Origin of the sequence: Hymenobacter sp. BT730, assembly GCF_030542105.1 — a bacterium.
In the GTDB taxonomy this organism is placed as follows: domain Bacteria; phylum Bacteroidota; class Bacteroidia; order Cytophagales; family Hymenobacteraceae; genus Hymenobacter.
On the sequence record NZ_JAUOFB010000004.1, the window covers coordinates 222,465 to 238,033 of the forward strand.

The 15,569-nt window shown below is 53.3% G+C and carries 10 protein-coding genes; 4 read left to right on the top strand and 6 right to left on the bottom strand.

What is annotated here, in order from left to right:
- Positions 1-36: 36 nt before the first annotated feature.
- Positions 37-2,610 (bottom strand): GIN domain-containing protein, encoded by a 2,574-nt coding sequence (locus Q4G72_RS13620; protein ID WP_303311981.1) that lies wholly within the window; start codon positions 2,608-2,610, stop codon positions 37-39.
- Between the two features lie 44 nt (positions 2,611-2,654).
- Positions 2,655-3,002 (bottom strand): PadR family transcriptional regulator, encoded by a 348-nt coding sequence (locus Q4G72_RS13625; protein ID WP_303311982.1) that lies wholly within the window; start codon positions 3,000-3,002, stop codon positions 2,655-2,657.
- A 331-nt stretch (positions 3,003-3,333) separates the two neighbouring features.
- On the opposite strand from Q4G72_RS13625, the gene Q4G72_RS13630 reads away from it, so the two are divergent.
- From Q4G72_RS13630 to Q4G72_RS13640, 3 genes are all read left to right on the top strand, one after another.
- Complete coding sequence (locus Q4G72_RS13630) at positions 3,334-4,440, top strand: putative type IX sorting system protein PorV2 (protein ID WP_303311983.1); 1,107 nt, start codon at positions 3,334-3,336, stop codon at positions 4,438-4,440.
- Positions 4,441-4,494: 54 nt separating this feature from the next.
- Positions 4,495-9,573: a putative type IX secretion system sortase PorU2 gene (porU2, locus tag Q4G72_RS13635; RefSeq protein ID WP_303311984.1), complete on the top strand. Its 5,079-nt coding sequence runs from the start codon at positions 4,495-4,497 to the stop codon at positions 9,571-9,573.
- A gap of 132 nt (positions 9,574-9,705) precedes the next feature.
- Positions 9,706-10,692: a quinone oxidoreductase family protein gene (locus tag Q4G72_RS13640; RefSeq protein WP_303311985.1), complete on the top strand. Its 987-nt coding sequence runs from the start codon at positions 9,706-9,708 to the stop codon at positions 10,690-10,692.
- Positions 10,693-10,711: 19 nt separating this feature from the next.
- Here Q4G72_RS13640 and Q4G72_RS13645 read toward each other — a convergent pair whose 3' ends face one another.
- From Q4G72_RS13645 to Q4G72_RS13655, 3 genes are read right to left on the bottom strand one after another with little or no spacing between them, the layout of a single operon-like run.
- On the bottom strand, positions 10,712-11,197 hold the full coding sequence (locus Q4G72_RS13645) for a dihydrofolate reductase (RefSeq protein WP_303311986.1): 486 nt from the start codon (positions 11,195-11,197) through the stop codon (positions 10,712-10,714).
- Positions 11,194-12,165, bottom strand: a complete 972-nt coding sequence (fmt, locus tag Q4G72_RS13650; RefSeq protein WP_303311987.1) for a methionyl-tRNA formyltransferase — start codon at positions 12,163-12,165, stop codon at positions 11,194-11,196. The genes Q4G72_RS13645 and fmt overlap by 4 nt, the downstream gene beginning before the upstream one ends.
- Before the next feature lie 58 nt (positions 12,166-12,223).
- Positions 12,224-13,471 (bottom strand): exo-beta-N-acetylmuramidase NamZ family protein, encoded by a 1,248-nt coding sequence (locus Q4G72_RS13655; RefSeq protein ID WP_303311988.1) that lies wholly within the window; start codon positions 13,469-13,471, stop codon positions 12,224-12,226.
- 117 nt (positions 13,472-13,588) lie between these two features.
- Between Q4G72_RS13655 and Q4G72_RS13660 the strand changes: the two genes are divergently transcribed.
- On the top strand, positions 13,589-14,737 hold the full coding sequence (locus Q4G72_RS13660; RefSeq protein ID WP_303311989.1) for an ABC transporter permease: 1,149 nt from the start codon (positions 13,589-13,591) through the stop codon (positions 14,735-14,737).
- 91 nt (positions 14,738-14,828) lie between these two features.
- Here Q4G72_RS13660 and Q4G72_RS13665 read toward each other — a convergent pair whose 3' ends face one another.
- Positions 14,829-15,518 (bottom strand): peptidoglycan DD-metalloendopeptidase family protein, encoded by a 690-nt coding sequence (locus Q4G72_RS13665; protein ID WP_303311990.1) that lies wholly within the window; start codon positions 15,516-15,518, stop codon positions 14,829-14,831.
- Between the last annotated feature and the right edge of the window lie 51 nt (positions 15,519-15,569).

Genomic DNA, 15,569 nt, shown 5'->3' on the forward strand with positions numbered 1-15,569 from the left:
GTAGTTCGAGAATACCAGTGTTAAGGTTTCAAGAAGTTATTCATCCTGAGACTGGTTGATGGCCCGTACATGGGAGCCACCCGATTCATCTTTTTCAACACTGCTGGGGTTGCCGGTATAGTATACGTGGCTGGAACCAGTTGCTTCAGCCTTCAGCCGCTCAGTTACACGCACCCGGGCATTGCTGGCGCCGGATACGTCTACCGTAGCCTGATTGGAGCGGAGGTTGAGGGCTTCAATCTGACATACGCCTGAGCCTTCTACTCGCAGCTCCCGGGCTTCGCCACGTGCCGCGGTTTTGCAGGCGCCATTCAGCTCTAGCTCCAGGCGGGGTACGTTCACATTTAACTTGGCCGTGCTGGCCCCGCTTTGCTCTACCTGCAGTGCCTGCCCTGAGAAGCCGGCTATATCACCCCGGCAGGCTCCACTTAACTCGATGTGACGAAGCGTGGGCAGTTGTACGCGAATTAGTACCGGCTCTTTCATATTGGAAAGGCCAAACAGACCATCGCGGCGGGAATGAATAGTGAGCCGGTCGCCGGTGGTTTCTACGCGCAGGTTGCGCAGGTCGCGCTCAGAGCCGGCGGCTTCTACCTGGTACGTATCGCCGCGGCGTACATACACGCGGTAAGCACCGCCTACCTCTATGGAGCTGAACCCTTGATTGTTAAACGTGCGGCGGCCACCTTCATAGGCATCAAGATCCGTAGGGAAGTCCAGCCTGCCGAGTTCAATGTTGATGTCATCGTCACCATCAGAGTCGATGTTCACATTGAAGTCGTCTTCATCGTTATTGTCGTCATCGTCCGCATCATTGTTTTCCAGGGCGCTGGCCGGGCAGTTGATGCATTCCAGCTGGTTGCCGCGCATGCGGAAGGTGTAGCGCTCCACATCCTGAGGAATAGTGGAGTTCACGAAGAACTCACTACCCAGCCAGTCGGCAAAAGCCCGGGTCATGCGGTACTGCCGGTCGCGGGGCAGGCGCAGAGTCAGCATTAGACTCTGGTCGCGCAGGTGAGCACCCGGAGCATAACGGAAATGATTGTCAAAGATGAGCGTAGAATCGTTAGTGGCCCGCATCCGATATATGATGCTGCTGGCGGCGACCCGGGCGGCCTCCTCTTCAGAGGGCCCTTTGGCCGTTACTTCACGCATTACACTCACAGCTGCGCCGCTATCGGCGGCTACCAGCACGGAGCCCGCCCAGCTACCCCGGTCGAGGTAGTGCAGGTCCAGCTTAACCGGATTTTTAGTAAGCGTAGGGAAGACCTGCTCCTGGGTATTCTGGCCTTCTTCCTGATAGTTGCGGCTGATTTGAATACCACCAATTACGCAGCCTACTACGCCCAGCATCCATAAACCCAACAGCGTAAGGGCAGCCGAGCGGCGAAGTACGGTACGGCGCAATAGCAGCCCCACACCTGTGAGCAGCATAGCCAGGGCAGGTATAAAGCTGGTGAGAAAAGCACTCAGCAAAAACCACCAAGGCAGCTCGCCAAATACCGTGTAGGCCGGTACTCCATCCAGTTGAAACTGCTCGGAGGTGAGAATACCTACGCCGGCACCCAATCCTATCAGCGTTGCCAGCAGCAGGAAAAAGCCGAAAATAATAAGCATCACGGCCACGAAAATCCGGATAATGGAGCCGAGCACGCTCAACAGCGGACTCAGGTTGCGAAAGAGCTCTTCCAGAAAGGTGCCTACCGGGCGGTTAGAGGCAGTTGTGCCACCTTCTACGGCCTGGTTACGCAGGTTGCTATCGATACCTGACAAGGTAACTGCGTCGCCACGCATCCGGAGTCTGTCGGAGGCCGTTTTGGCCTCCGGCAGCAATATCCAGAGAATGATGTAGAGCGGAATACCAAACCCGGCAAAGATGCCCAGCACGAACAACAGGCGAAAAAGCACTACATCGTACTTAAAATAGGCAGCCAGACCGGCTGAAACCCCACCTACTTTGCCATTGTCAGTGTCGCGGTAGAGTTTTTTGAACGTTGGATCCTGCTGCGACTCCGTGGGGATGTCGTAGCGCTTGGGAAGCGCTATCCAGAGAATCACGTATGCAATCAACGTCCAGCTAGCCAGTTGCTCCTGCAGTCTGTCCAGACCGATGTTGTCGAACAGGAGGGGCAAGGCAATCAGGCAGATTAGGAAACCCAAGCGTACCCACAGCGCCTCAATATTGAAATAGCGGGCAATACCGGCGGCTACCCCCGCAATTTTGCGGTTTGCCATGTCGCGGTACAAGCGGCGGGTCTCGGTGGCGGTGGCTGAAGCGGCCGCACCGGCCTCGGGCATGCGGCCATTCACTACGGCATCGTGCAGCTCGTCCTCGTCCAGCTCTTCAGCCGTCTGAAACTCACTGACGCGGCCCATTTTGGCGGTCATTTCTTCTACATCCCCCAGCGTAATTACCTGCTTGGTGGAGGATAGGCGGGCGGCGAAAAGCTCGGCAATACGTCCCTCAATGTCCGACACGATTTCATCGTGCCCGGGGTAGCCCGAGAAGTGCGCTCGTACTTCGGCCAGGTAGCGGCCGAGTACTTCGTAGCCATCTTCCTCAATATGGAAGATCAGGCCCTGCAGGTTAATACTGATGTTCTTTTTCATCTGGTGCTGCGGTTCAGAAAATACTGGTCAGAAACTGCCGGCCGTTACTCGGCGGCGGAGGTGGAAGGGTGGGTGCGGATAATCTGGATAGAATCCTCGATTTCCTCCCACGTCAGGCGCAGCTGGTGCAGGAAGTCCTGCCCGGTGGGCGTGAGCGTGTAGTACTTGCGGGGCGGACCGGAAGTGGATTCTTTCCAGGTATAGTCCAGCAAACCGGCATTTTTCAGGCGAGTGAGCAGTGGGTAGAGGGTGCCCTCTACCACAATCATGCGGGCCGCCGTCAGCTCTTCGAGCATGTCGGAGGCGTAGACCTCGCCCCGGGCAATGATTTCCAGGATGCAGAACTCCAGAATTCCCTTCCGCATCTGCACTTGGGTGTTCTCTACTTTCATAGGGCTGACGCGTGGTAGTGGATGAAGAATGAGACAAAGATAGTAAAAGGTACTATGCAACGCAAGGTACCTGTTGAAATATTTTTGATAAAAACCTCTTTTATTAATTTTTTATTGGAATAAGTCCAGTTTCTCCTATATTAGTACTATGCACAGGTTCCATAAGCTTGTGTTTTTGGAAGGTATACCTGTTTTTGAGGCCTTTCAACTTCTTGCCGAAACCTGGAAATAGCGGCCGTTTAAGCCCATTTTAATTCTGATAGTTTACTCGCACTATTCGCCGGATATTTGCGTTGTGCAACGAATTCTACCCCTTCCTGCCTCTTCCTATATGCCCGACTTCTCCCGTTTTGCTCGGTTTCTGATTTATAGTGGCCTTGGATGGGCCTCGGTTTCAACGGCTTTGGCGCAGGGTGAAGACCGTACCCCTAAGTATGCCAATGAATTTCTGAACATCGGGGTGGGCGGCCGCGCACTTTCTATGGGCAATACCCAGGTCAGTCTGGCACAGGATGCCACAGCGGGTTATTGGAACCCAGCTGGTCTGCTGGCGCAGAAAACCAAATACGATGCTGTGCTAATGCACTCGGAGCTTTTTTCCGGCATTGTTAAAAATGACTATGCCGCCTTTTCTATGCCACTAGATGAGCGCAGTGCTATTGGGGCCAGCATCATTCGCCTGGGGGTAGATGATATTGCCGATACCCGCGCACTGGTGAATGAGTATGGCCAGATTGACTATAATCGGATTAATTACTTCTCCGTGGCCGATTACGCGCTGCTGCTTTCTTATGCCCGCAAGCTGGATAAGATAGAGGGCCTGCAGGTAGGAGCAAATGGGAAAATTATTTACCGCAATGTGGGCAGCTTTGCCACAGCCTGGGGTTTTGGGGTTGATGCTGGTGCCCAGCTGCGGCGGGGTAACTGGCAGTTTGGCCTTATGGCCCGGGATATCACCACCACAGTTACGGCGTGGTCTATTAACAGCGAGAAGTTTCAGAGTAGCACCCAGGATACCTTGGCCATTCCCAAAAGCAGCGCAGAAGTTACGCTGCCGCGCTTTGTATTTGGCGCTGCCCGGTCTATCAAATTGCCAGGGCAGTTTACAGCGCTGGTGGCCACCGACCTGGAGTTGACAACAGATGGAAAACGCAATACCCCCATTAGCACCAGCCTGGTTAGCATTGATCCGCATCTGGGTCTGGAAATCGGCTACCATAATGTGGCCTTCCTGCGGGGCGGCGTCAGCAACTTTCAGAAAATAGAAGCTGTAGGCACGGGAAAAGAAGAATGGCGCGCTCAGCCCAGCCTGGGTGTAGGCTTCACTACCAGCGGTCTGCGGCTGGATGTTGCTTTGTCCCGTCTGGCAGTAGAAAAAGTGGGCCAACGCTCCCAAACCAATTCCATTATTGTTTCACTGGGCTACGGATTTCAATAAGCTGGAGCAGTAGTAACCTCAGTGTCTTTTGTCAAGGATTTCATCATTTGCTATATGAATCACCGATACATGTTAACGAAATGGCGTAACGGCCTGCAGTGGTGTGCTCTGCTGGTTTTGTTATTGTCTGGCTTGCCATTGGCGGCTCAGTCGGGGCCCTACGGCAACGAGTGGATTGTTGCCGGCCAACCGTATTATAAAATAAAGGTGGTGCGAGATGGTATCTATCATCTCGATTATCAATATCTGACCAAAGCGGGCATTTCTGGTGTAAACCCCCAGGATTTCCAACTTTTCAGGCGTGGTAAGGAAGTGGCCCTCTATGTAGGCGGAAATAATTCCTCCCTGGATCAGACTACTTATCTGGAGTTTTACGGGCAGCGGAATGATGGCCAGCTTGACCGGGGCATGTACCTCAAGGCCAAAGATCAGCCACACCAGCTATATAGCCTATTCACCGATACAGCTGCTTATTTCCTGACCTGGAAAACCGGCGCAGCAGGTAAGCGCATGGCCGAGTCGAACCAGGCGGGCACAAATCCGCATGCTTATTGGTGGCAGAGCAGACGCATGCTTATTACCAATCAATACCAGGCAGGAGATAATGAGTTGCTGGCCTTCGCTTCCTGGGCAGAAGAAGGGGAAGCTTATATTTCAGGAGACTTCAATTCCAAATACACAAAAGAAGTTGTCCCCCTGGATAGTATTAGAAATATTGTTAGAAGCGGCCCCAATCCACTGGTTAGTGTAGCATTAGTAGGGGCTTCCAATTACGCGCATACTACAGATATTTCGGTGGTGCCACCTCTCCCCGGTACCACTCGTTTGTTAGGCTCATTACTCTATTCTGGGTTTTCAACTAAAAATGCCGCCTTTTCAATTCTAACCTCGGATGTTGATACGAAGGGTAAATTGAATATTCTGTTTGCGATACATTCTTCCGCAACGGACCCTAATGACCGGTTTCGAATAGCTTATTTCAAGGTAAAGTACCCTCAGCTTCCACGTTGGGCAACTACCCGCTCCATTACCTTTCAAAACGACTCCACTTTAACGGGCTCAGCATATTATACGCTAGATAGTATACCGGCTACTACACATGGTTATGACATTACGAACCCGTATGCGGTAGAACGCATTGAGGGGCAGGATATAAGTGGGAGTAAACGTGGATTTGTGTTCCCTGCTGCTAATGGGCAAACGCGGAGCCTGTTGGTGGCTGATGCCGCAAAAGCGCTGGTGCCTGCCCCGGCTCGTAAGATTGATTTTCGCTCCATTGACCCTGCTAAAGTAGGCTTCCTGATTATCAGTAATTCGGTGTTGATGCAGTCGGTAGACGGAGTTAGTAACCCGGTGCGGGCATATGCTGAGTATCGTGCGTCAGCTGCCGGTGGTAAGTATGATACACTGGTAGTGACCAGCCAACAACTCTACGACCAATTCCACTACGGAGAAACCTCACCCTTGGCTATTCGTCACATCGCTCAGTGGCTAATTGCGGGCGCTCCTAATACTTCCCGCTATATGCTCTTATTGGGAAGAGGATTGTTGCCGGGCGAAAAAGGGCCTAATACAGGCCTGTACAGGCAGGGAGAAGCGAACTACCCGGAAAAGAATCTGGTACCTACGAGTACCCGGGGAGCATCGGATATTTTCTTCTCCGCTGATTGGGAAACCGGTTCTTATCTGGCGAAGATTCCAACAGGGCGTATTGCCGCCCGCACTCCGACAGATGTATTAAGCTATTTAAACAAGCTAAAGGAGCACGAAGCCCTGGGAAACGAGCCTTGGCGTAAAAATGTGCTTCATATGGCCGGCGGTGAGGATAAGGCCCAGCAAGCGCAGTTTCAGGCTTATATGAATAAGTATAAAAAACGCGTGGAGGCCCCCTTATTTGGTGGCAGAGTAGTTCGCACTATTACCCGCACCTTGGAGGGAGATTATAATCGTTTCCCGGTATACGTTAACATTGCCTCCGAGCTGAATGCCGGATTAACGTTGATTACTTATTTTGGACACGGGGCGCCAACTACTTTTGATTTGAACCTGGGCAACCCCAATGACCCTGTTAATAACTACACGAACAAAGGCAAATACCCCGTATTTATTATCAATGGATGCGCAGCGGGTAATGCCTTTACTGCTTCACCCACCTCAGTAGGTGAAATCTGGACGCTGGCTCCTAATCGAGGAGCTATAGGCTATCTGGCCGATTCTGACTTCGGGTACGAGCACCAGCTGGATTATTACTGTGATAATCTGTACAAGGCACTTTTTAACGACCCTGCCTGGTATGGCAAGCCCATTCCGGTTGTGTTCCGGGAAGTAGCCCGGCAGGTTCTGGAGCAGTTTCCCAGCGACCCACATGCTATTTCGCTGGCCATGAATACAACTTGGCAAGGCGACCCAACCCTGTCGTTGTATGCGCCGGATAAGCCGGATTATGCTACCGATGATACCCGCTTAGAAGTGGCGCCAGCTGCTGGTCAGACTAAGGTGCAGGCTACCTCTCCCACGTTTTTACTGAAAATTGGCGCCAGCAACCTTGGCAAGCTTACCCGCGACTCGCTGCATATTTCCATTACCCGGGAGTATCCATCAGCCAACGGCCGGGCCAACGAGGTGATTACCCGGGCGTTTCCGCCATTAAGCCGTGATTCCATCCTGACGGTTGAAATTGCCAATACCGGAAATGTATTCGGCCAAAACCGATTCACTGTGCAGCTGGATGCTCCTGGTAAAGTAGACGAGTTGAATGAGAGCAACAACCAGGCATCCATTACCTATAATTTCCTGCAAGGCGGCGTAACCCTGCTTTCGCCGATTGAATTTGCCATTGTACCCTCGAATGCGGTGCATTTGGTGGCACAGAACAATGACCCGCTGGCGGCACCAAGAGCTTTTGAGTTTGAACTGGATACAGTACCAACCTTCGATAGCCCGGCAGTATTGCGCACCAGCGTCACGGCCAGCGTATCCCCTGACTGGCGACCTACTCTGACGGGAGCGGCTAAAGATAGTATTGTCTATTACTGGCGGTTACGCTTTAAAGATCCGCAGGCTGATGAAATCCAGGACTGGGCAGTAAGCTCTTTCCGGGTAATCGAAAAAAGCCCCCAAGGCTGGTCTCAGAGCCATTATGGCCAGTTTGCCCGTAATGAAGCACAGGGACTTAGCGTTTCCTCACCGGCATCAGAATGGAAGTTTGAAGAGCTGAAAAAGTCCATTACCCTGCGAACTGGTGGAGGCGGAAGTGCTACGGGCAACGGAATTACCTTTAAATCCTTGTTCGGTATTCAGGTAGAGGACGAGGCAACCTACAACGCCAACTGTGGTACAAACCAGGCCAACATCCTGATTGCGGTTTTCAATCCAACCACACTCGAGCGGGTTACAGACATTGCCGGTGGGCCTTACTTGCAATGCGGCCAGGCACCGGATTTGTATTATCATTTTGGGGATGTGAATACTGCCGCCCGTCGCACGCAGCTGACCACTTTCCTGAATAATATTCCCCAAGGATATTATGTAGCGGCGGTCAGTCTGAACCGCGTGAAGTTCAGCACTTTCCCAGCTACGCTCAAAGCAGCCTTCACCTCAGTGGGCTCAGCGCTGATTGATAATCTACAGGATAGCGACCCGTTCGTAATACTAGGGCAGAAGGGCCTGGCAGCAGGCAAAGCGCAGGAAATGACTGCAGATCCCAATAGCACCACTCCCCGCTATGATCAGGTCATTACGCTAACTGCGCCCGTCAAAACGCAGGGCACAAACGGCATTCTTACCTCTACCCGGATAGGGCCCGCCCAGGAATGGGGTACTCTATTTCATGAAATCCGTAGCGGTGCTTCCGGCCAGTACATTTTGAAAGTAATAGGAATTGATGCCGAGGGTGCCAGTAAGGTACTCTACGAAACAGTACAGGGTAAGCAGTTTAGCCTGAGTGAAGTTTCGGCAAAGGATTATCCTTATCTGCAATTAGAGTTGCAGTTGCAGAATGTGCAGAGCCGGCAAGCACCCCAGCTCAAGCAATGGCTGGTTACGTATCAGGGCTTCCCCGAAGGCCTCGTTCGTCGTGACCTGGCCACGGCTGGCAGCTATGATAACGCTACCTTGGAGAAGCAGGCTGAGAGTGGAACCATCACGGTACCGGTTGTCTTCCAGAACGTTTCCACAATAGACTTCTCCGATAAAGTGAAGGCAGTAGCTACGGTGCGCAATGGAAATACTGTTAGCCCGGAAGTAACACTCACCGCACCCCGCATTCTACGGGCCGACTCTACCGTAACTTATCTGTTTAAACTAGATGTAGCCGGTTTAACAGGTGCTACCTCGGTACATGTCGATGTGAACCCTAAACTGCTGCCGGAGCTCTACTACTTCAATAATCAGCTGGACCTGAGCTTTAATGCGCCCGATAAAAACCTGCCGCCAACACTGGATGTAGCTTTTGATGGGCAGCATATCCTGAATGGGGACATCGTTTCACCTTCACCTGTCATCACTGCCGTGCTTCACGATGAGGACAAGGTACGGGTCGTGAAAGACCCCAATAACTTTCAGTTGCTGCTCACGCGCCCCGGCGGCACAGTGGCAGAAAGAATTGATATGAACAGCCCTGCCGTAACGTTCCGGGCCGATGCAGCTAAAGGCACCGCTCAGGTGGAATATCGCCCCGAAAAGCTGGCCGATGGAGTGTATAAGCTGCAGGTTCAGGGTACAGACGTGAATGGTACTAATGCTGCGGCTGAGCGGTATGAGGTATCATTTGAGGTAATTAATGCCTCAACCATCACCAATATCTATCCCTATCCCAACCCGGTAACCAACAAAACGCGCTTTGTCTTCACCATGACAGGCGCTGAGCTTCCCCGCGACATGAAAATTCAGATCATGACGCTGACGGGCAAAGTGGTACGGGAGATTATGATGGCGGAACTGGGGCCCTTGCATATTGGCAACAACATCAGCCAGTTTGCCTGGGATGGTACCGATGAATTTGGTGACCGGCTGGCTAACGGCACGTACCTCTACCGCGTTATCATGGATCAGCCCGGTCAGTTTGAGCGCCGCCGTACGGCCGGTGATAAAGCCTTCAAGAAAGACTGGGGCAAACTGGTGTTATTGCGCTAAAATTGCCGCAGGCTATTGTTCTCATAAAAAGCCGCCTTCTGGGTGGCTTTTTTTATGCACCCTTTGCTGCAGACCGGCTAGGTATATTTGCTGTCCATTCCGTACTTACACTCCGCGCACCCTCCTTATTCCATGGCAACTTCAACCATGAAAGCCCTGAGCTTTCACACTTTTGGCGGCCCTGAAGTGCTGCAGTACATCGATGTGCCGCGGCCTAACCTTATGCCGGGTCAGGTGCTGGTGCGTACCCAGGCTATTGGGTTGAATTTTGCCGATATCTACCGTCGGAATGGTAATTATCATTTGGCGGGGGAGCCGCCCTTTATTCTGGGTTATGAAGCGGCAGGCGTGGTGGAAGAAGTAGGGGAAGGAGTACAGGGAATTACTCCCGGCGACCGGGTCGCCTTTGCTGATTCTCCTTTTGCCAACGCCGAGTTGGTGAGCGTCCCCGCCGACCATATTATTCCGCTGCCACCGGAAATCAGCTATGAGCAGGCAGCCGCCTTACTGCTTCAGGGCCTCACGGCGCAATATCTTACAGCCGATAGTTATGCCGTGAAACCCGGTACGGTAGCCTTAGTGCATGCCGTGGCCGGTGGTGTCGGGCAGCTGCTCACACAAATGATTAAAGCGTTGGGTGGCACGGTTATCGGGCTGACGTCAAGCGAGGAAAAACGGCGGCAGGCCCTAAATCAAGGTGCCGATGCGGTGTTTCTCTATCAGGCCGACTGGCAAAAGGCAGTTCTGGAATACTGCGGACCACAGCGGGGTGTAGATGTGGTGTACGAATCAGTAGGCACCACCCTGCCCGAGAGCTTTGCCGTGACGCGCCCGGGTGGCACGGTAGTATTCTTTGGTATGGCCGCCGGCGACCCACCACTGATAGATCCGCGCATGTTAATGGATACCTCCAAGACCCTGACCGGAGGCGACTTGTGGAACCACCTGACCTCAAGGGAGGAGCGTATTCGTCGGGCCAATGCCCTATTCGAATTGGTACAGCGAGGAGCCATACGCACTAATATTACGGCGCGGTTTGCCCTCTCTGCCGGGGCCGATGCGCACCGGCTGCTGGAAAGCCGCCAAAGCACGGGCAAAATTCTTTTGCTGCCTTCCTGATGGTATTCAGGTAAATGGACTAGCGGCGACGGAGCGTCACAAAGCTAAAGGGAAAGGCATGCTTTTCATCAGGCTCATGCCGCTCCCGGGTTTCCTCCTGCCATACGGCGCGGTCCAGCTCCGGAAAATATGCATCTCCCTCAAAGTGGTGGTGGACTTCTGTCAGATAAATGACATCAACGGCTGGTAAGGCTTGCTGATAAATTTCACCTCCCCCAATAACCATTACTTCCTCGTCCAGCTTGCCGGCTGCCTCTAACGCTTCCGGTACAGAAAAAGCGGTAGTAACTCCCGGGGCTTGCCAATCTTGCTGACGGGTAACAACAATATTGGTGCGGCCCGGCAGGGGACGGCCGATACTTTCATAAGTGCGGCGGCCCATTATAATAGGATGCCCCAGCGTAAGCTGCTTAAAGTGCTTCAGGTCATCAGGAAGGTGCCAGAGAAGCTGGTTATTCCGACCAATGACGTTGTTTTCGGCGACGGCGACAATAAGGGCTATCATAGAGCAGTGGGAGAAAGAACTGCAGTATTGAAACCCCGGAGAAAATCAGCAATCAGCAGCCGCTTTTTGCCCTCCAACTGCACATCCAGCAAATCCAAAAGGCCATCGGCAGTTTGAATGCGCAGATACGTGCGGCCATCCGTAAGCCAGCTGCCGGGTCCGGTTTCTGGATTTGGGCCGCTGGCATCCTCATCGGCCAGCGCCTCCGCCCGAAACACTTTCAGCGTGCGCCCATCGGGTAGCTGGGTAAAGGCGGTAGGAATAGGAGAGAGGCCTCGCACCCAATTCACCAGCGCCGGGGCAGAGCGCGTGAAATCAAGCCGGCCGGTTTCCTTCTGAATTTTGGGAGCCGAGCGCAAATCCGGCAGCTCACGCTGTGGAACGCTGGGCGCTGTTCCTGTTGCTATAGCTCGGACGGTGCGCAACGCCAGCGCCGCGCCGGCCTCCTTTAATTTTTCATACAAAGCGCCAAAATCATCCGTCGGCGCAATGTCTATCACATCCTGAAAAATTAGGTTGCCGGTATCTATTTCGTGCTGCAGGAAGAAGGAAGTAACTCCGGTTTGCGTGTCACCGTGCATGAGGGCCCAATTGATGGGGGCGGCCCCGCGGTATTGCGGCAGCAGGGAAGCATGAATATTGATGGAGCCCAGCCGGGGCATATTCCAAACCGCTTCGGGCAGCATCCGGAAAGCCACAACCACTTGTAAATCGGCGGCAAAGGCACGCAGTTCCGCCTGAAACTCCGGCGCCTTGAGGTTGGTGGGCTGCAGAACGGGCAGCCCATGCCGCACTGCCGCCTGTTTTACGGCCGACTCGGCTAGCTGGCGCCCACGCCCGGCGGGTTTATCGGGGGCAGTAACTACAGCTACCACGCGGCAGCCCGGCCAGCTGATCAAGGCTTCTAGCGTGGGCACCGCAAATTCCGGCGTGCCCATAAAAATCAGGCGGAGAGGATTTTCAGACATGGTATTGAATACTACACAGCACAGCTTGTCGCAACTGTTTGGTGCAGTAAAGGAAGGGTTATTTGAAATCAGGATAAAGCAGGTACTTCTTGCGCATGAGCTTGTACTGGCCCAGCGCGGGCTCCCATGACTGCCGAATTTCCGCTTCTGATTTGCCGGCTATCATTTGTTGGCGGAGGCTGAGCGTGCCGGTCAACTGTTCAAAGTATTTGCTGAAGAACTTTTCCTTAGCCGTGCTCTGACGATAAAAATCCAGCAAATACTTAAGAGTGAAACCCGTAGAATCGTCGGCGGTGGGTTGGTGCAAATTTAGGCCATAGCACAACTTGCCGTTCTGGGGTGGCGTGGGGGAACCACTGTTTGGGCGAGGGGTGAACTGATAGGGGCGGGAGGAAGGTTGGGTAGGGCTGCCAATTACTTCAAACGGCATATCGGTACCGCGACCCACGCTTACGTCGGTGCCTTCCAATAAGCAGATGGACGGATAAAGCTGCACGGCTCGGGCCGTTGGCAGATTCGGCGAAGGTCGTACTGGCAATACATAGCGGGTGGCATGGGTGTAGCCAGTTACCGGTACCACCGTAAGGCGGGTTTGGCGGCCACCGGCCAGCCATTTCTCACCGTTAATCATGCGGGCCAGCTCGCCCACTGTCAGGCCATGCACAATAGGAAGCGGGTGCATGCCCACAAAAGACTTATGAGCTGGTTCCAGCACCGGGCCATCTACATAGTAGCCGTTTGGGTTGGGCCTGTCCAGCACAATAACTTCTTTCCCTTGCTCGGCAGCGGCTTCCATTACATAATGTAGCGTGCTGATGAACGTATAGAAGCGTGCTCCTACATCCTGAATATCAAACACCAGCACATCCAGATCCTGCAGCATTTCCGGCGTGGGCTTTTTGGTGGCGCCGTACAATGAGCGTACGGGGAGGCCACTGCGGGTATCGCGCCCGTCTTTAATGGTGGCGCCATCGGCAGCTTCTCCACGGAAACCGTGTTCCGGGGCAAAAATGCTGCGTACCTGCACACCCTGCGCCAGGAGGGTGTCTACCAGATGAGAGCCACCTACCCGCGAGGTTTGGTTCACTACCAGTCCTACCCGCTTACCGCGTAGCTGTGGCAAATATTTGGCGAACTGCGCCGCGCCTACCTGTAAAGGAGAAGCAGCTGGAGTGGCTGCCCCAGCCGGCGAAATAACCACTGGTGCGTTGGCAGAAGCAGGTGGCGTGCCGGTAGGCGAGGTAGCACAACCCGAGATAAACAGCGAAGAGAGACTACAGAAGCCGGAAAGGAGGAGGGAGTGCATCCGAAAAAAGGATAACTGGAAAACTGGTGACAGACACGTAGCTTTACGGCAGTGAACGTTGCGCGGTACATATCCCACAAAATTGACGGCGCCGACTCGGGGTCTTTCACCTCGACGGTGACAAAAATAGCAATCATCAGCATTGCCCTTGGGGTGGCGGTGATGATTGTGTCCTTTGCCATCCTGGAAGGCTTCCGAAACGAAATTCAGAGCAAGATATTCTCGTTCGGGGCGCACCTGACCATCAGCAAGTACGACAACAATAACTCGCTGGAGGTAGAGCCTATCGGCAACGGTCAACTGCTGAATGATTTAAAGCGTTTTCCGCAGATAAAATCTACGCAGCCCTTTGCCCGCAAAACGGCCATTATCAAAACCAAGGAAGAGGTTCTGGGTGTGGTGCTGAAGGGTATTGATGAGCGGAATAGCCCCTCGCTCATGCGCCAGAACCTGGTTGCCGGCCGCTTTATCACCTTTCCTGATACTGCCGCCTCCGACCAGGTACTACTATCCCGCAAAGTAGCCGATAAGCTGCGCCTGAAAGTAGGCGATGATGCCCTGTTCTACTTTATTCAAAACCCACCCCGCATCCGTCGCTTCACGGTAAGCGGCATCTACCAAACAGGCCTCGATGAGTTTGATGAAGTCTACGTTATCGGCGACATCCGGCAGATCCGGGATCTGAACGCCTGGCCCGATTCATTGGTGGGCGGTATGGAAGTGGTGTTAAAGGATTTCAACCAGTTGGATCCTATAGCCGATAACCTTTACGAAAATCTGCGCTACGACCTGAAACTGGATAAAATCACAGAGGAATACGCGCAGCTATTCGACTGGCTGCAACTGCTTAACCGCAACGTAGTAATCTTCCTTCTTCTGATTGTGTTTGTGGCCACCTTCAACATGGTTGCCACCATCTTCATCATGATTCTGGAGCGCACCAATATGATTGGGGTGCTGAAGGCCATTGGGGCCACCGATAACCAGATCCGGAGCATGTTCTTTTTCCGGGGCCTGAATCTGACTATCAAAGGCATACTATATGGTAACCTCATTGGCCTCGGGTTCTGCGCTATTCAGTACTTCTTCCACATTATCCCCCTCGACCCCGAGAACTACTACATGGATCGGGTGCCGATTCACTGGGACCCACTAATTATCGTGCTTTTGAACGTGGCTACGTTCCTGATGTCCTTGCTGGCCGTGCTCATTCCTACCTTCCTGATTTCCCGCATCAAGCCGGTAGTAGCCATCAAGTTTGACTAATCAAGGTAAATAAGCCAAAAGCAAAGGTCCTGCTCTCATTGTAATGAGAGCAGGACCTTTGCTTTTGTTTCACTGATAAAAAAAGGTTCGATTAGAGCCACTGGCTCTGCAGAATCAGGTTGGGATCGGGGCATAGTTCCGCCCACTTTTCCCGCTCCTCCGGTAGCGCTACGCCGGGGTAGTCACCTACGTAGTCCTGCATATCGGCAATAATCTGAAAGTGCAGGTGAGGTGGCCAGTCACCGTTTTCGGGCGCGGGCCCCACTTCGGTGAAAGCTACGCCTTGTTCCACCGTCATGCCGGGGCGCAGCAGCGCGGTTTCCCGGCGGGTCAGGTGGCCGTAGAGGGTATAGAAAGTAATGTCTTCCAGCTGATGTTGCAGGATTACCGTCGGGCCATAGTTGCCAAAACCCTCGTTGTCTTCCACGCTATGTACTACGGCATCCAGGGGTGCCAGTACGGGTGTGCCAGCGCGTAGCCAGATATCTACGCCTAAGTGCAGGGAGCGGGGCTGGGCGGTATCACCGAATAGCTCCGGGCTCCGGCGGTATATCACCCGGTCCTCCAGGTAGCCTCCCACGCCAATGGCCGCATCTTTTTCCACTAAGAGCTTTTGCACTAACTCTTCAAAAGAAGCCGTATCACGCAGGTCGGCCTGGGCCACTACTGGATTAGCGGCAGTAAAATCCAGACAAGTGACTTCGGGGGCATTCAGATCAACGGGGAGTACCGGACCAAATTCGTGCTGATGACGTTCCAGCAACTGAGCAAGTGCAGACATAAAAGGGAGAAAGTACGGCCGAAGCCTGGAAGATGTAAAATTTGGAGATGT